Annotated in this window: 12 protein-coding genes; 9 read left to right on the top strand and 3 right to left on the bottom strand. The window is 70.0% G+C overall.

Annotation, left to right across the window (positions count from 1 at the left end):
* Window positions 1-334 precede the first annotated feature (334 nt).
* On the bottom strand, window positions 335-1,468 hold the full coding sequence (locus tag V2J52_RS11080) for a LacI family DNA-binding transcriptional regulator (RefSeq protein WP_331227745.1): 1,134 nt from the start codon (window positions 1,466-1,468) through the stop codon (window positions 335-337).
* 338 nt (window positions 1,469-1,806) lie between these two features.
* On the opposite strand from V2J52_RS11080, the gene V2J52_RS11075 reads away from it, so the two are divergent.
* The 7 genes from V2J52_RS11075 (at window position 1,807) to V2J52_RS11045 (ending at window position 12,690) form a co-directional block, all read left to right on the top strand.
* Entirely contained in the window at window positions 1,807-5,040 is a 3,234-nt protein-coding gene (locus V2J52_RS11075; RefSeq protein WP_331227744.1) for a PKD domain-containing protein, read from the top strand.
* Between the two features lie 931 nt (window positions 5,041-5,971).
* Complete coding sequence (locus V2J52_RS11070) at window positions 5,972-6,847, top strand: ABC transporter permease (RefSeq protein ID WP_491062083.1); 876 nt, start codon at window positions 5,972-5,974, stop codon at window positions 6,845-6,847.
* Window positions 6,848-6,907: 60 nt separating this feature from the next.
* Entirely contained in the window at window positions 6,908-7,948 is a 1,041-nt protein-coding gene (locus V2J52_RS11065; RefSeq protein ID WP_331227742.1) for an ABC transporter substrate-binding protein, read from the top strand.
* Between the two features lie 38 nt (window positions 7,949-7,986).
* Window positions 7,987-8,763, top strand: a complete 777-nt coding sequence (locus tag V2J52_RS11060) for an ABC transporter ATP-binding protein (RefSeq protein ID WP_331227741.1) — start codon at window positions 7,987-7,989, stop codon at window positions 8,761-8,763.
* 1 nt (window position 8,764) lies between these two features.
* Window positions 8,765-9,793, top strand: a complete 1,029-nt coding sequence (locus tag V2J52_RS11055; protein WP_331227740.1) for a Gfo/Idh/MocA family protein — start codon at window positions 8,765-8,767, stop codon at window positions 9,791-9,793.
* 279 nt (window positions 9,794-10,072) lie between these two features.
* A complete protein-coding gene (locus tag V2J52_RS11050) occupies window positions 10,073-11,464 on the top strand; it encodes a TIM barrel protein (protein WP_331227739.1) in 1,392 nt (463 codons plus the stop codon).
* A 92-nt stretch (window positions 11,465-11,556) separates the two neighbouring features.
* Window positions 11,557-12,690 carry a hypothetical protein gene (locus V2J52_RS11045; protein ID WP_331227738.1) on the top strand — a complete coding sequence of 378 codons (1,134 nt, stop codon included), beginning with the start codon at window positions 11,557-11,559 and terminating at the stop codon, window positions 12,688-12,690.
* 10 nt (window positions 12,691-12,700) lie between these two features.
* On the opposite strand, the gene V2J52_RS11040 is transcribed toward V2J52_RS11045, so the two are convergent.
* On the bottom strand, window positions 12,701-13,375 hold the full coding sequence (locus V2J52_RS11040; RefSeq protein ID WP_331227737.1) for a malonic semialdehyde reductase: 675 nt from the start codon (window positions 13,373-13,375) through the stop codon (window positions 12,701-12,703).
* A 35-nt stretch (window positions 13,376-13,410) separates the two neighbouring features.
* Here V2J52_RS11040 and tsaD point away from each other — a divergent pair, with 35 nt between their 5' ends.
* Window positions 13,411-14,454 carry a tRNA (adenosine(37)-N6)-threonylcarbamoyltransferase complex transferase subunit TsaD gene (gene tsaD / locus V2J52_RS11035; RefSeq protein WP_331227736.1) on the top strand — a complete coding sequence of 348 codons (1,044 nt, stop codon included), beginning with the start codon at window positions 13,411-13,413 and terminating at the stop codon, window positions 14,452-14,454.
* Window positions 14,455-14,543: 89 nt separating this feature from the next.
* On the top strand, window positions 14,544-15,239 hold the full coding sequence (locus V2J52_RS11030) for an acyltransferase family protein (protein WP_331227735.1): 696 nt from the start codon (window positions 14,544-14,546) through the stop codon (window positions 15,237-15,239).
* Between the two features lie 407 nt (window positions 15,240-15,646).
* Here V2J52_RS11030 and V2J52_RS11025 read toward each other — a convergent pair whose 3' ends face one another.
* Window positions 15,647-16,783, bottom strand: coding sequence for a glutamate--cysteine ligase (locus tag V2J52_RS11025; RefSeq protein ID WP_331227734.1), 1,137 nt, complete (start codon window positions 16,781-16,783; stop codon window positions 15,647-15,649).
* Window positions 16,784-16,826 lie beyond the last annotated feature (43 nt).

Genomic DNA, 16,826 nt, shown 5'->3' with positions numbered 1-16,826 from the left:
CCCCCCCCCCCCCACGCCGCACCCCGCGACGCCGCGTCCTGCAGCGCCGCGTCTCGCGGCGGCACCGACCGGCTTTTACGGAGATGAACTCGACGTTCTTTGAAGTGTTGGACCGCGAGAACAGCAACGTCTCGACGGCTGCTCAGCCGGAGGGTGAAAGCGTTGCCGCGGGTCCGGGTGGGGAACGAGGGCGTGCGGGAGCAACGAGCGCACCGCCCGGCAGCCGGACGGCGCTGCTCGCAAGGCTCCATGACGACCTCGCCCGGCTCTCCATCAATCAGAGTGCCGCACCGGCGGATCGCGTACCCCTACGTACCCCTACGTGGGGAGAGACCTAGCTCGCCGGGACGGCGGCGAGGTCGCGCGGGCCGGAGCGCGTGAGCGCGGAGGGCTGCCGTGAGGTGCGATGTGCGGCGACCGCGGTGAGCCGGGCTGCGCTGGGATCGAGCCGGGCCGCGGTGGAGCTGCGCACCGTCAGCCGAGTCGGCAGGGTGGAGTCGCGGTTGATCATCGTGTCGTCCTCGGTGATTCGGCCCACGAGGTGACGGATGCCGGCCGCGCCCTGGTTCCGGCGGGGGGCGGCGATGCTCGTGAGGCGGGGCGTGACGAGCTCGGCAATGATGCTGTTGTCGAAGCCCACGATGCTGACGTCGCCAGGGACGCTGAGTCCTGCCTGCTGCAGCCCGCGGACCAGCCCTGCCGCCATCTGGTCGTTGAACGCGATGACTGCCGACGCGTGGTGGTCGATGACACCTGCGGCGGCGCGCAGCCCGCCGGTGAGGGTGGGGGTGTTGGGTCCGATCCGTCGGACCTTGACGCCGAGCTCGGCGGCGGCCTGGCGCAGCGCCAGCCAACGCATGCCGGAGTCCCAGGAGTTGTCGGGGCCCGCGAGGAAGACGAGGCGCTCATGGCCGAGATCGCGCAGGTGCTGGACGGCGCGGTGGATGCCACCGCTGTGGTCGATGATGATCGACGGGATCCCCCGGACCGTGCGGTTGAGCAGGACGACCGGCTTGGACTGTGCGATGACGCGCAGCGCGGAGTCAGACATCCGGGGGCTCACGAGGAGCAGGCCGTCGACCCCGGGCAGTGAGCGTTCCACGCCGAGCCGTTCCAGCTGGGTGGACTCTTGGGAGTCGGCCACCTGGAGGGTGTAGTCCAGGGCCATCGCGGTCTCCTGCGCGCCGCGGGCGATCTCGCCGAAGACCGGGTTGGTGAGGTCCGGGATCGACAGCAGCACCACCCGGCGCGATGAGCTCGTCGTCGCAGGCGGGGTGGGCGCCGCGGTCCGGTAGCCCAACGACTCCGCCGCCCGGTTGATGCGTGCCGCGGTCTCCGGACTGATCCGGCCGGGCCGGGAGAGCGCCCGCGAGACGGTCGACGGAGCGACACCGCACGCTCGTGCGATGTCGTGGATGGTCACGCGTCGTGCCGATACCGCTACTTGCTGGCCAGCCATGCTGGTCATCGGTGCCCCCCGGCTCCCTCGACTCTGAGAATACTCCGGACGCTAGCCCGCATGGCGGCCAAGCACAAGAGGCATCCACGATGCTGGACGCCTCTTCACGGCGAATGTCGCGATCGCGGCAAAGTGTGGCAAACAATTGACGGAAGAAGGTGGCTCACCTTCACTGAAATGGAGCGCCGACTCGATTCTCGTCGGTGCCACACCTGCCGGTGAGCCGGGCGGTGCGACGGGGGGAGAATGAATATTGTCCTGCCCTCGTGCCGATCGGTTCACGGCGCCGACACACACGAGGGAGTGTGCATATGTTTGCACTACCAAGACGTGCTCTGACCGGGACAGTGGGTTTTGTCCTTGCCGTCGGAGCTGTCACGCCAGCCGTCATCGCGGCGGCGCACAACGGCGAGGACCACGCGCAAGAGGTCGAGGCGACGAACGCCTTCGACAAGGTCCCGCTCGTCACCGAGGGGCTTGCCGACCCGTTCGAGCTGGACATCGCCGACGACGGCCGTGTCGTCTACGTCCAGCGCACCGGTGAGGTCAAGGTCATCGACCAGGAGACCTTGGCCCAGACCACGGCCCTGGACATGGAGTACGGGACCGAGCACCTGACCCAGTCCGACGGCCTGCTCGGGCTGGCGCTGGACAACGACTTCACCGAGAACGGCTGGCTGTACCTGCAGTACAGCGACAAGGACGTCGCCGAGATGCACGTCTCGCGCTTCACGATGGGCGAGGACGGCACCATCGACCCGGCCTCCGAGTCGGTGCTGTTCAGCTTCCCGATCTGGCGCGGTGAAGGTCGTGCCAACTCCCACATGGGCGGCTCTGTCGCCATGGGCCCGGACGGCAACCTGTACGTCGCGACCGGCGACAACACCGACCCCTTCGAGCAGTCGGGTTACACCCCGATCGACGAGCGCGAGGGGCGGCGTGCCTTCGACGCCCAGGCGACCTCTGGCAACACCAATGACCTGCGCGGCAAGATCCTGCGCGTCACCCCCGAGGACGACGGCACCTACTCGATCCCTGAGGGCAACCTCTTCGAGCCCGGCCAGGAGCTCACCCGGCCCGAGGTCTACGGCATGGGCTTCCGCAACCCGTTCCGGATCACCATCGACCCGGAGACGAGCGCGGTCATGATCGGTGACTACGGACCGGACGCGCGCAGTGCCAGCCCGGCGCGCGGTCCCGAGGGCCTCGTGGAGTACATCCGGATGACGGAGCCGGCCAACCACGGCTGGCCGTACTGCCACGGCTACAACCAGGCGTACATCGACTACGACTACGCCACCGGCGAGTCCGGCGAGGCCTTCGACTGCGCCAACCTGGTGAACGACTCGCCCAACAACACCGGTCTGGCCGAGCTGCCGCCCGCGCAGGAGCCGCAGGTCGCCTACGGCTACGGAGATTCCGAGGAGTGGCCCGAGCTGGAAGCCGGTGGCGCCGCACCGATGGGCGGCCCGGTCTACCGCTACGACCCCGAGGTCGACGCAGTCGGGCAGTTCCCCGAGTCCTACGACGGTGAGTGGTTCGTCTACGAGTACGCGCGCCACTACTTCAAGACGCTCACCATCGACGAGGACACCAACACGGTCACCGACATCCAGCCGTTCATGGAGACTGACGACCCGAACCACAATGCCTTCCTCGCGCCGTTCGACGCCGAGTTCGGTCCCGACGGCTCGCTGTACGTCATCGAGTTCGGACGCGGCAGCGGCGCTGGCCGTGGCAGCACCAACGAGGGCGCCGGGATCTACCGGATCGACTACGCGGCAGACGGCCGCCGCCCGGTCGCCGAGATCGGCTTCGACGTCGACTCCGGCCACTCGCCGCTCGAGATCACCTTCTCCGGCGAGGGCAGCTACAGCCCCGAGGGGCACGAGGTCACCTATGAGTGGGACTTCGAGAACGACGGCGAGGTGGACTCCGCCGAGGCCAACCCGACCCACATCTACACCGAGGATGGCACGCACACCGCGCGCCTGACGGTCACCGACAGCGAGGGCGTCACGGGCGTCACGACGCGGCCGATCACCGTGGGCAACACCCGGCCGGAGGTCGCCTTCGAGCATCCCCGCAACGGTGGCTTCGCCGAGCTCGCTGACACCATCGACTACTCCGTCAACGTGACCGATGCCGAGGACGGCTCCACCGCTGACGGCACGATCGAGTGCGAGCGAGTGACGGTCGACGCCCAGCTGGGCCACGACGAGCACGCGCACCCGCTGGACAACTACGAGGGTTGCGAGGGCTCGCTCTTCCTCGACCCGGCCGACCACGGCGTCGGGCAGAACGTGTTCCCGGTGCTGGGTGCTGCCTACACCGACCTGGGCGGTGACCTCGAGCTCGTGGGGCAGGAGTCCATCCAGCTCCAGGTCCGCGACAAGGAGGCCGAGTTCCAGCACGTCGACGCCTCCGGCGTCAGCGTGACGAGCCGGGACAGCGCACGCGGCAGCCAGCTCGTCACCGACATCGACGACGGCGACTACATCGGGTACGGCCCGGTCTCGCTCACCGGCATCGAGGGCCTGACCCTCGGTGCCCTCAGTGGCGCCCACGACACCCAGATCGACGTCCGTGTCGACAGCCCGGACGGGCCGCTGCTCGGCTCGGTGCAGGTGGCCGCGGGCGACGGCGGGGTGGTCTCCCCGACCATCGCGATCGACGATGCCCCGGACGAGACCACGGTGCTGTACCTCGTGTTCTCGGGCCTGGCGGATGACGCGACCGAGGACCTGCTCGAGCTCGACTGGCTCGTCTTCCACGGCCGCGGCGTCGCCAACGACATCGCGCCGGAGATCAGCGCCACGGTGACCGAGGGCGCAGGGGAGCTGGAGTTCAGCTTCGACGGCTCCGCCGTTGCTCCCGAGGGGCGCGAGATCGTCTCGTACGAGTGGGACTTCGGTGACGGCAACACCGCATCGGGTGCCGAGGCCACGCACACCTACGCGGTCGACGGCTCGTACACGGCACGTCTGATCGTCACCGACAGCGAGCAGACGCGTGAGTGGCTGCCCGTCGAGGTCACGCCGACCGTCCCCGGTGACGGCGACGACGGCGGTAGCGGTTCGGGCGTCCCGATCGAGGCCACCGTGCCGGAGCTGGGCGGCGACGGTGAGGACGGCGCACTGGTGCTGTCGGTCGCGGACTTCGGTGCGTCGGTCGACCTGGGGCAGGCGCTGAACGCTGGTGACCGGTGGCGGTTCTCCGGTGAGCTGCCGACTGTGTCGGTGACCGACTCGCGGGCCGCTCAGGGCGCGTCGGACGGGTGGAGCGTGACGGGTCAGACCACTGACTTCGCGCACACCTCCGGTGAGCTGTCCGGCTCGCACCTGGGCTGGGTCCCGGGTCAGCTGGAGGACAAGGTTGGGGTGACTCCTGGCGCGGCAGTGGCCGGTGAGCTGTCCGGTGGTCCGGGCCTGGCGGTGCCGGCGACGCTGGCCTCGGCGGTCGGGGAGGGCCGGCTCGGTTCCACCGAGCTCGGCGCCGACCTGGTCCTAGAGACCCCGGTGGATGCTGCCAGCGGGGTGTACGCCAGCACGGTGACGCTCTCGCTGTTCCCGGTCGACTGACCGGACCGGTGACCGACCGGTCACCGGCATGACCACGGGCAGGGCTGCGGGGCACCACCCCGCAGCCCTGCCCCGCCACGCCCACCCCCTTCTCGTGACAGCGGGGTTGTCCACGCCCGCCCACCCGTGACAGCGGGGTTGCCCACGCCCCACTCGCTCGTGACAGCGGGGTTGTCCACGCCGACCCACCCGTGACAGCGGGGTTGTCGACGAGAGCAGAGGCGTCCTCGGCGGGCTGGTCCCGCGGGGGACGGACTCCGTTGCCTGGTGCTCGATCCAGGCTCTACGCGAGGCCGTGGAGGCAGTCGGTGACTGCTCGTCCCGGAGCGTGGACCCACGAGTGCAGCTCTACGCTGCTGTCGGCGACGGGTCTGTCGACAATCCCGCTGTCACGACAGCAGGGGCGTTGGTAATCCCGCTGTCACGACCGCAGGGGCGTTGGTAACTCCGCTGTCGCGACAGCAGAGGCGTTGGTAACTCCGCTGTCACGACAGCAGGGCGTTGGTAACCCCGCTGTCGCGGGTGGGAGGGCGTGGACAATCCTGCTGTCGCGGAGGGAGTGCGAGGGCGAGAGCGAAGGGGAGAGCGATAGCGGGTGGGGGCTGGGGTGGCCGGTTTTGGCGCGGTTCCGCGGTCCTGGGAGGGGCTCGTCCGGGCGCTTTGCACACGTTTGCCAACGGCGCCCGGCATTCCTTGACTCGCCTTGACCGGCCAACTTACGTTCAATCGACGGCTGGACCGCAAGCGTTTTCCAGTCAACTCGATCCTCAGCGTGGAGGTGTGATGTCAGTTCTGCAGCGCGGCCCTCGCTGCCCACGGGCGGTGATCGACGGCGAACGACCGCGGACCGACAGTGCCCCCGGCCTCCGGCCGGCGTGTGCCGGCACACCCACGACCGGTGGACGATTTCGACAGACTTCAGAGAGGCAGTATGGCCGTGGTTGAAGAGACCGTGACCGGCGAGCAGGTAGCGCCGGCGGGGGGCGACCGCCCCCGACCCGAACGAAGCAAGACCTGGCGGCGCACGGTCGGGCTGCTCGAAGCCGCCTGGCGACCGGCGCTGGTCCTGGCGGCCGTCATCGCTGCCTGGTGGCTGGTGGCATTCCTGGAACTCGTCCCGCCGTACCTCGTGCCCGCTCCTGGCGACGTGGTCCTGACCCTGATCGAGGACTGGGCACTACTGCTTCAGCACACCTGGGTGACGACGCTGGAGACGATCATCGGCTTCGTCCTCGCGGCAATCATCGGCGTCCTGACCGCGGTGCTGCTCGTCTACTCACCGACCGCCGAGAAGTCGCTCTACCCGCTCATCCTCTTCGCGCAGGTCATCCCGAAGATCGCCATCGCGCCCATCCTGGTCGTCTGGTTCGGCGTCGGCATGACGCCGAAGATCATCCTCGCCGTCCTCATCGCGTTCTTCCCCGTCGTCGTCTCGGCGGTCGCCGGGCTGCGGGCGGTGGATCCCGAGCTGCTGGAGCTGTCGGCCACGATGGGCGCCTCGCGGTGGAAGACCTTCATGAAGGTGCGCTTCCCCACCTCGCTGCCGTCGCTGATGTCCGGCCTCAAGGTGGCGGTGACCCTCGCGGTCGTCGGCGCGGTCGTCGGTGAGTTCGTCGGTGCCACGGAGGGGCTGGGATACGTGCTCCTCCTGGCGAGCGGGAACCTGGATGCCCCGCTCCTGTTCGCCGTCCTCATCCTCATGTCCGCGATTGGCATCGTGCTCTTCATGATCGTCGAGGCGCTGGAGGCGGTGGTGATCCCCTGGCACCCCAGCCGCCGAGACAACATGATCCTGGGCGGCTCCTGACCCGCCGGTACCTTCGCTCGTTCGTCAACCCCCATGTGTTACTTCAGAGAGGCAGTTCTCATGCGTCGTTCCCTCAGTGCCAAGGTCCTCGTTCCGGTCGCGGTGGCCGGGCTGTTCCTCGCCGGCTGTTCCGGCTCCGACGGTGACGGCGGTGATGACGCCAACGGTGACGCCACCGGCGACGCCGCCGAGCTCACCGAGGTCACCGTCACGCTCAACTGGGTGCCCTACGGCGAGCACGCCCCGTTCTACTACGGCGTGCAGGAGGGCATCTTCGAGGCCGAGGGCATCGACCTCACCATCAACGCGGGCAACGGCTCGGGCAACACCGTCCAGCAGGTCGCGCAGAACAACACCGACTTCGGCTGGGTGGACACCCCACCGCTGCTCAACGGGATCAGCTCCGGCATGCCCGTCAAGAGCGTCGGCGTCTTCCTGCAGACCGGCCCCAGCTCGGTGGAGTTCTTCGCCGACCAGGGCATCACGGAGCCGGCCGACCTCGTCGGCAAGACCGTCGGCGGCACGCCCGGCGACGCCATGTACGGCACCTTCCCCGCCTGGCTCGAGATCAACGGGGTCGACCCCGCGGACGTGACCGTCGTCAACATCGACGCCGCAGGCAAGATCGCGGCCCTCATCGAGGGACAGGTCGACGCGATCCAGGGCTTCTACCACGACCAGGCTCCGACCATCGCGAACCAGACCGGCCGGGAGGTTGAGGCACTGCCGTTCGCCGACTTCGGGATGAACATGCTCGGCCTCGGGCTGATCGCGAACGACAGCACAATCGCCGACGACCCCGAGCTGGTCGAGGCCATGGTGCGGGCGACGCAGCAGGCCTTCGAGGCGTCCGCCGACGACATCGAGGGTGCCGCCGCCGCCATGGAGGCAGGGGCCGACCAGGCTCCGCCGGCCGAGGTGCTCACGGGACAGCTCGAGACGACCATCGAGCTGCTCAACCTTGAGGAGGCCGGGGCCCCCGGGGTCAACACGACGCAGCAGTGGGAGGACACCATCGCCTTCCTCACCGAGTACACCGAGTTCGACGGCGACGCCGCCGTAGAGAACTACTGGGACAGCAGCTTCACGGACGCCGAGTGAGCTCCGCAGCGGCAGTAGAGGACAGGCAGGACGCAGCAGTGACGCAGGCAATCATCGAGGTCAAGAACCTCACCCGGAAGTTCGTCTCCAAGCGCTCGGAGACGGTCGCGCTCGACAACGTCTCGCTCAGCGTCTCGGCGGGCGAGTTCATCACCATCGCCGGGCCCTCCGGCTGCGGCAAGTCGACGATGCTCAAGATCATGGCCGGCCTCACCCGGGCCACGTCCGGGTCGGTGAACCTGTTCGGCAAGCCGGTCGACGGCCCGCAGAAGGAGATCGGCTTCGCCTTCCAGCGGTCGTCGCTGCTCGAGTGGCGCGGGGTCCGCAAGAACATCCTGCTCCAGGGCGAGATGCGGGGCATGGACAAGGCCCATGCCGGCCGCCGGGCCGATGCGCTCATCGAGCTCACCGGCCTCAAGGGGTTCGAGCGGGCGCTGCCCCACGAGCTGTCCGGCGGCATGCAGCAGCGGGTGGCGCTGTGCCGCGCGCTGCTCCACGAGCCGCGGGTGCTGCTCATGGACGAGCCGTTCGGTGCGCTGGACGCGCTCACCCGTGAGCACATGAACCTCGAGATGAACCGGATCTGGCGGGAGACCGGGACGACCATCGTCCTCGTCACCCACTCGGTCGCCGAGGCGGTCTACCTGGGCAACCGGATCGTCGTCATGACGCCACGTCCCGGGCGTATCGCCGAGGTCATCGAGCCGGGGCTGCCCGACGACCGGGACTACGGCCCGACGATGTCCGACCCTCGCTTCGCGGTGGCCTCGGAACGGGTGCGCGACCTCCTCGGGGCCAGTCAGGCGCACGACTGAGATGGCCACCCGCACCATCGGAGTCGGCATCGTCGGGCTCGGCGGCATCGGCACGATGCACGCCCGGGCGCTGGCCGAGCTGCGCGAGGACGTCTCCCTGGTCGCCTACAGCGGCGGCGGCCCTGACGGGGTCCCCCCCGCCGGGTGGCCCGGCGCCGTTCAGGTCGACGCGCGGCAGGTGGCGGAGCACGACGGCGTCGACGTCGTCGCCATCTGCTCACCGACCGAGAGCCACGCGTCGCTCGCCACCGCTGCACTCGAGGCCGGCCGGCACGTCGTCGTCGAGAAGCCGCTCGCGGTGACCGTGACGGACGCCGAGCACGTGGCCCGCACCGCTGCGGAGCGGGGCCTGATGGTCTCCATGGTCTCCCAGCGCCGGTTCGAGCCCGAGCACGTCCACCTCGCCGCGGCGCTGCGGTCCGGCGCGCTGGGGCAGGTGCGGCTGGCCACGACGCACGTCCACTGGTACCGCGACGACGACTACTACCGGTCGGCGCCGTGGCGCACCTCGATGGCCGGTGGTGGCGGCTCGCTGATGAACCAGGGGGTGCACAACGTCGACATCCTGCGGTGGCTGTGCGGCCCGGTCGAGAGCGTCACCGCGCAGTACGGCACCCTTGGCCACGACATCGAGGCCGAGGACACCACGGTGGCCACCGTGCGCTTCACCTCCGGTGCGCTCGGCCTCATCAGTACCTCCACCGCGACGCCGCCCGGTGATCCGGCGACGATCTCGTTGCACCTCACCTCGGGGGTGGTGGAGCTCGGGCAGGGCACCGTCGACCGGTGGGAGGTGGGGGACGTGCCGGCGCCGGCCGGCGGCCGGGCGATCACCAGCGGAGCGTCGGACCCGCTTGCGATCGGCCACGTCGGCCACCTCAACCAGTGGCGGGACATCGTCGGTGCCCTCCGCGAGGGCAGGGCGCTCGCCGTCGACGCAGCCGACGCTGTCGAGACGGTGCGCCTGCTCTGTGCCATCTACGAGGCCGCCCGTACCGGAAGGGCGGTGCGGCCGGCCGACCTGGAATAGGCCGCAACAATCGGCCGTGGTGTCCGCCCGCGGCCGGGAAGAGACAATTCAGCCCTCCCCGCGACAATTGCCGGTACGGCACGTCGGGGCGGGCTGAATTGTGCTTTCTGTAGATTAGCCAATCGCTTCGGCGGTGTCAGAGAAGGTCCAGGCAAAAAATGGCAATGCGTTGACGACTGCTCATGCGGAAGACCATGGTCAAGGTGTTGTCACGCCGGGCCGGTAATCCCTCCGTGTCCGCAATCCACGCTGACAATCGAGTTCAAAGGAGAACGCATGATGTCCAGAACGTCATCTCGCGCCTTGCGGCGCGGAGCCGCGCTGCTCGCCGCGGCAGCACTGCCTGCCACCATGGCCCTGTCCGCACCGGCCATGGCCGCGACCCCGGCCGACCCGGACGCCTACTGGCCGATCCCCGAGGACCAGATCGGCCTCGTCCTGTTCACCACCCGCACGCAGATGGCCGAGGACCCGCAGGGGACCCTCAACGCGCTCGCCCAGTGCGGCTTCACCAACGCCGAGCCCTCCGGTGGCGCCGGCAACTTCTACGGCCTCACCGGCGCGGAGCTGGCGCCGATGGCCGAGGAGGCAGGGATCAACGTCCGGTCGATCGGTGTCAGCCTCGGCAACCTCACCGACGACCTCGACCTCGTCATCGCGGAGGCCGAGGCCCTCGGTGCCAAGTACGTGCGCCTCTCCGGCTCGGGGAGCTGGGACACCCTGGCGGACTACGCCGAGGCCGCAGCGACCCTCGACCCGATCGCCGAGGCGCTCGCCGCGGAGGGCATCACGCTCGCCTACCACAACCACGGCTGGGAGTTCGAGGTCGAGGAGGACGGCGTCACCGGGTACGAGACGCTCCTCAACGAGACCGAGCACCTGGCCATGGAGCTCGACGTCTACTGGGCGGCCAGCGTCGGGGTCAGCGCCGCCGACATGTTCGAGGCCTACCCCGGCCGGTTCCCGCTCGTCCACGTCAAGGACATGGCCGAGGACGGCTCCTTCGCCGACGTCGGCGAGGGGGTCATCGACTTCCAGGAGATGTTCGCGCTGCGTGACGTCGCCGGGATCGAGTGGTACTTCATCGAGCACGACCGCCCGACGCCCGACGGCGTCACCTCGGCGTGCAACAGCCTCGCCAACCTCACCGCCGACCCGTCGGCCGACAGTGAGGGCATCCCGCTCCACGCCACGGTGCCGGAGCTGGGCGACGGTGAGGGCGGTGCACTCACCCTGTCGGTCGCGGACTTCGGTGCGTCGGTCGACCTGGGCCGGGCGCTGAACGCGGGTGACCGGTGGCGGTTCTCCGGTGAGCTGCCGACCGTGTCGGTGACCGACTCCCGTGCGGCGCAGGGCACCGCGGACGGGTGGAGCGTGACGGGTCAGACCACTGACTTCGGGCACACGTCCGGTGAGCTGTCCGGCTCGCACCTGGGCTGGGTCCCGGGTCAGCTGGAGGGCAAGGTCGGGGTCACCCCGGGTGCTGCGGTTGCCGGTGAGCTCTCCGGTGGGCCTGGTCTGGCGGTGCCGGCGACGCTGGCCTCGGCGGTCGGGGAGGGTCGGCTCGGTTCCACCGAGCTCGGCGCCGACCTGGTCCTGGAGACCCCGGTGGATGTTGCCGACGGCGTCTACACCAGCACGGTGACGCTCTCGCTGTTCCCGGTCGACTGACCGGACCGGTGACCGACCGGTCACCGGCATGACCACGGGCAGGGCTGCGGGGCGCGACCCCGCAGCCCTGCCGCGGAACTGGAAGAACGCTGATGACCCTGCTTCGTCGCACCCTGTCCCTCGTCGCGGTCACGGTGCCGCTCGTCGTCGCCGCCCCGGCGGCCGCCGTCGGCGCCTCGGTAGGACCGCCCGCCGCTGCCACCGTTGCCGTCTCCGCCCCGCGCGCCGTCGAGCCCGCGGCCGCGGACCGGATCACCTGGGGCATCGTGCCCGCCGACGCCGCGGGCGGTGACGGCCGGGTGTCGATGCGCCACGAGGTCGACCCCGGGGACGTGATCGAGGACTTCGTCGAGGTGACGAACTACTCCGACCGCGCCGTGGTCTTCGACCTCGTCAGCAGTGACGGCCTCATCGGCCCGGAGGGTGCGTTCGACCTGCTGCCCAGTGCGGCGGAGCCGGTGGACGTGGGCTCCTGGGTCGAGATCGCGGCCTCCGTCGAGGTGCCCGCGCAGGAGAGCGCCGTCGTCCCGTTCACCCTCACCGTGCCGGGCGACGCCCTGCCGGGCGACCATCCCGGCGGCATCGCCGCCTCGGTGAGCCGGGTGGGGGAGTCGCCGGACGGCCCGCAGGTCGGCTTCGACTCGCGGGTCGGGGCACGCATCCATCTGCGGGTCAGCGGCGAGCTGGCGCCGCAGGTGACCATCAGCGACCTCACCACCCGGTATGAGCCGTCGTGGAACCCGCTCCAGCCCGGCACGCTCCACGTCGACTACACCGTGCAGAACGACGGCAACGTCCGGCTCGGCTCGGTGCAGAGCGCCACCGTCGAGGGGCTCTTCGGCGCCTCGGCCGTCGGGAACGCGGTGCTCGGCGAGCAGCGCGAGGTGCTGCCGCGCCAGGAGGCCCGGATGAGCGCGGAGATCCCCGGGGTGTGGCCGCTGGGTCTGCTGGACACCGCGGTCTACGCGGAGCAGTCCGTCGTCGGTGAGGACGTCGTCGACGCCGCGCTGAGCAGCACGCGGGCCGGCACCACGGTGTGGGCGGTGCCGTGGCTGCACCTCGCCCTGATCGTGGTGCTCGCCGGACTCGTCGGTTGGCGGCTACGGCTGCGCAAGCGGCGCGCGCGGGCGGTCGACGCCGCGGTGGCCGCGGCCGTAGCGCGGGCGCGCGAGGAGGACGAGCACGACGTGAGAGCTACGGTGACCTCGGGGGCGTCGGACGGCTGACCGCCGACGGCTACAGCACAGCGGCGGCCGCCTCGAAGTCCAGCCGGCCTGCCCGCGGGCGGACCGCCTCCGGGTGGTCCGCGGCCCGGTGCCCGACGTTGAGGACCGCGAGCGTGCGCCACCCGGACTCGGCGAACAGCTCGGCATCGATGCCGGCGGCGACCATCCCGGTCATCGGCCCCACGCTCAGGCCGGCGCCCCGGAGCCCGAGGATGAGGTAGCCGAGCTGGATCAGGCCGTTGGTGCGGGCGAAGCTGTCACGGAACTCCGGCTCGCCGTCGAGCTTCTCGCGGGCACCGGCGCGGTGCGGGGCGAGCACGTCGAGGTGCTCGTGGAAGGCGGGGTCATAAGCCGCGACGAGCGTGAGCGGTGCCGCCAGAGTCTTGGCGCGGTTGCCCTCGGACATGTGCGGCACGAGACGCGCGCGGGCGTCGGCAGATGCGATGACGGCCAGCCGCAGCGGCTGCGCGTTCATCGCCGTCGGTGCCCAGCGCACCGCCTCGTACACCTCGCGCACCGTCTGGAGGTCGACCGGCTCGTCGACGAAGGTGTTCGTCGTGCGCGCATCGTCGAAGAGCAGGTGGCGGAGGGCGAGGGCGGGGTCCTGGTGCACGTCGGTGGTCATACCCACCGCAACGAACCAGCCGTGACGAACCATCCGGACGCGCGCGGTGATGTCTGCCACAGCTATCGGCGGTAGGCGCGCACTACCCTGTGGGGGTGAGCGAACCCCTGGTCCTCGGTATCGAGACGAGCTGCGACGAGACCGGCGTCGCGCTGGTCCGTGGGCACGAGCTGCTGGCGGACGTCACCGCGTCCTCCATGGATGAGCATGCGCGCTTCGGTGGCATCGTCCCCGAGGTCGCCAGCCGCGCGCACCTCGAGGCGTTGGTGCCGACCGTCGATGCCGCGCTCGACGCCGCCGGGGTGCGGCTGACAGATGTCAACGCCGTCGCCGTCACCGCCGGACCGGGGCTCGTGGGCTCGCTCACCGTGGGCGTGGCCGCCGCCAAGGCCCTCGCGCTCGCGCTGGGGCGGCCGATCTACGGCGTCAACCACGTCCTCGGCCACCTTGCCGTCGACGAGCTCGTCGACGGCCCCTTCCCGGATCGCTTCGTGGGCCTGGTGGTCTCCGGTGGCCACACCAGCCTGCTGGAGGTGCGCGACATCGCCACCGACGTCGTCGAGCTGGGCCAGACCCTTGACGACGCCGCCGGCGAGGCCTTCGACAAGGTCGGCCGGCTGCTCGGGCTGCCTTACCCCGGCGGGCCGCACGTCGACCGGCTCGCGCAGCAGGGCGACCGCACCGCGATCCGCTTCCCCCGCGGCCTGTCCAAGGGCAAGGACGTCGTCCGCCATCCCTACGACTTCTCGTTCTCCGGGCTGAAGACCGCGGTCGCGCGGTACGTCGAGGGGGTCGAGGACGCCGGCGAGGAGCTGGCGGCTGCCGACGTCGCGGCGTCGTTCTCCGAGGCGGTCGCCGACGTCCTCGTGAGCAAGACGCTCGCCGCCTGCCAGCGGACCGGCGTCGACACCGTGGTCATCGGCGGCGGCTTCTCGGCAAACTCCCGGCTGCGCGAGCTGGCTGCCGAGCGTGGCGCCGTCCACGGCATCGAGGTGCGCATCCCGCCGATCCGTTACTGCACCGACAACGGCGCGATGATCGCCGCGATGGGGGCGGCGATGCTGCGCTCCGGGGTGTCGCCGTCGTCCCTCGACCTGCCGGTGGACTCCGGCATGCCGCTGAGCATCGCCCGCGCCTAGCTTCTCATCCGGCGCTCACCCCGCGCTGCCCAGAAGAGGACCGCCGCTCACCCTGATGGCGGGGCGGCGGGGCCGCTACCGTCCCCGCTATGAGCCGAGAACCGCAGCATCGTGAGGACTGGGTAGACGTCGCGAAAGGTGGCGCGATCGTCCTCGTGGTGCTGTTCCACGCATCACTCTTCCTCTCGGACGTCGGCCTTGCCTCGGCCTGGCCAAAAGCAGGCCTGGCGTTGGACACCTTCCGCATGCCGCTGTTCTTCGCCATGGCAGGCCTGTTTGCAGCGAGCACGCTGTCGCGGGGATTGCGGAGCGTGCTCAGCCGACGTGTCTACAAGCTGGTGTGGCTCTATGTCTTGTGGTCCTTCATCTGGACGGCTGCGTTCCAGGTACTTCCGCTCCTCCGCGAGGAGCCGACCTGGCGAGGGTTCCTTCTCGTCCTGGTCTGGCCAAACGCAAGTACCTGGTTCATCTACGGACTGGCGCTGTACTTCCTCGCTGCCTGGTTCATCCGCGGTCTGCCGGCGTGGGCGCAGCTTGCCATGGCTGCCGCGCTATCCATCGTTTTCGGCACCGGCGCGGTAGACACCGGCAGCACCGCGCTGAACAAGGTGGCGATGTACTTCGTCTTCTACCTCTCGGCAGTGCACTTCGGGCCGATGGCTCGACGGCTGCCAAGCAAGCGCGGGTGTGGCATGCGATCACTGCTTCCGCCGCCTACCTGGCCGTCATCGCCGCTGTGGGCGCGACGGATGCATTCCGCATCCCCGGCGTGCGCCTCGGGGTGAGCTGCCTGGCGATCTTCGTTGGCATCACGCTCGCCGTTTCGCTGACTGGCCGGCCGGCGTTCCGCTGGCTGCAGCAGCTGGGGGGAAGAACGCTTCCCATCTACGTCCTCCACTACTACCCGATCCTCGTTCTCTGTGCTCTGGTGAAGCCGATTGCGCCCCACCTCGAGTGGGCAGCACCTGCCCTTCCGCCGGTGCTTACGGCAGGAGCGATCGCCTTCGCACTCCTGGTCGAGAGAGCCACGCGCAGGGCTCCCGGGCTGTACGACCTCCCGACGTCCAGGGAGCGCCGGGCAGTGCCGGTACCGGGACGGGTGCCACCACGGTCACGAGCCTAGGAGTGGGCGCTCGGGGCCGGTTGGCGGAGCGCGGCGGAGTGACGCTACTGTCCGGACCACGGTTTGCAGCTACAGCGGGCGGCCGGCCTTCATCTCGGCGACCAGCGAGGCGACGACGGCGTCGAGGTCGCCCTCGTGGCGGCGGGCCACCTTGCGCTGGCGCTGGTAGGAGGCGCCCCGGTGGATGATCATGCGGATGCCGTCGAGCTCCTGCTCGCAGCCGAGCCGCGCGGCCACCGGTGCGAGCTCGGTCAGCAGGTTCTCGATGGAGTCGGTGACCAGCTGCTCGTTGCCGGCGGCGTCGAGGATGACGATGGCGTCCATCCCGTAGCGCGCCGAGCGCCACTTGTTCTCGTTGATGTACCACCCGGGCATCCGCGGCAGCTCGCCGCCGTTGTCGAGCACGGTGGAGAAGTGCTCGACCAGGCAGTGGGTGAGCGCCGCCAGCGCGAGCACCTCGGTGAGGTTGGAGGCACCGTCGAACACCCGCATCTCGAGCGTGCCGAGGTGCGGCGCGGGCCGGATGTCCCAACGGATCTCGTTGAAGTGGTCGATGACCCCGGTGTGCGTCATGTCCGCGGTGTACCGCTCGAGCTCGTGCCACTCGTCGAACAGCTCCGGCATGCCCGCCGTGGGCAGCTGCTGGAACAGCAGCGCCCGGTTCGAGGCGTAGCCGGTGTCGCGCCCCGCCCAGAACGGTGAGGACGCAGCGAGGGACTGCAGGTGCGGGAAGTAGGAGAGCATCGCCCGCAGGATCGGCAGCACCTTGCGGCGGTCCTCGATGCCGACATGCACATGGACGCCATAGATGACCATCTGCCGACCCCACCACTGCGTGCGGTCGATGAGGGTGGCGTACCGCTCCTTGTTGGTCACCCGCTGGTAGTCCGAGCGCGCGAACGGGTGCGTGCCGGCCGACATCAGCTCCACGCGCAGCGGGGCGATGACCTCGCGCAGCTCGACGATGGTGCGCTCGAGGTCGTCGCCGGCCTCGCGGACGGTGCGGCCCACCCCGGAGACCACCTCGATGGTGTTGAGCAGCAGCTCGGGGTGGATGTGCGGGTGGCTGTGCTGACCCGGCGGGATGACCGCCTCGAGGACGGTCTCGGCCACCTGGCGGAGGTCGCCGGAGTCGGTGTCGACCAGCGCAAGCTCCCACTCGATGCCGACCGTCGAGCGTTGCGACGGGGCGAAGGCGATCTCCATGCCTCCATGATGCCGCGCCTTCACCGTTCCGGTCGCGTCCGGG

The sequence above is a fragment of the Georgenia sunbinii genome (assembly GCF_036421875.1).
In the GTDB taxonomy this organism is placed as follows: domain Bacteria; phylum Actinomycetota; class Actinomycetes; order Actinomycetales; family Actinomycetaceae; genus Georgenia_B; species Georgenia_B sunbinii.
Note: the sequence above shows the minus strand (reverse complement) of the source record. Positions and strands in the feature narration are given on the sequence as shown.

Bases quoted from the DNA above. Each gene is read 5' to 3' on its own strand.
- V2J52_RS11080 (WP_331227745.1), bottom strand. From the start codon at position 1,468: ATGACCAGCATGGCTGGCCAGCAAGTAGCGGTATCGGCACGACGCGTG.
- V2J52_RS11070 (WP_491062083.1), top strand. From the start codon at position 5,972: ATGGCCGTGGTTGAAGAGACCGTGACCGGCGAGCAGGTAGCGCCGGCG.
- V2J52_RS11065 (WP_331227742.1), top strand. From the start codon at position 6,908: ATGCGTCGTTCCCTCAGTGCCAAGGTCCTCGTTCCGGTCGCGGTGGCC.
- V2J52_RS11055 (WP_331227740.1), top strand. From the start codon at position 8,765: ATGGCCACCCGCACCATCGGAGTCGGCATCGTCGGGCTCGGCGGCATC.
- V2J52_RS11050 (WP_331227739.1), top strand. From the start codon at position 10,073: ATGTCCAGAACGTCATCTCGCGCCTTGCGGCGCGGAGCCGCGCTGCTC.
- V2J52_RS11045 (WP_331227738.1), top strand. From the start codon at position 11,557: ATGACCCTGCTTCGTCGCACCCTGTCCCTCGTCGCGGTCACGGTGCCG.
- V2J52_RS11030 (WP_331227735.1), top strand. From the start codon at position 14,544: ATGAGCCGAGAACCGCAGCATCGTGAGGACTGGGTAGACGTCGCGAAA.
- V2J52_RS11025 (WP_331227734.1), bottom strand. From the start codon at position 16,783: ATGGAGATCGCCTTCGCCCCGTCGCAACGCTCGACGGTCGGCATCGAG.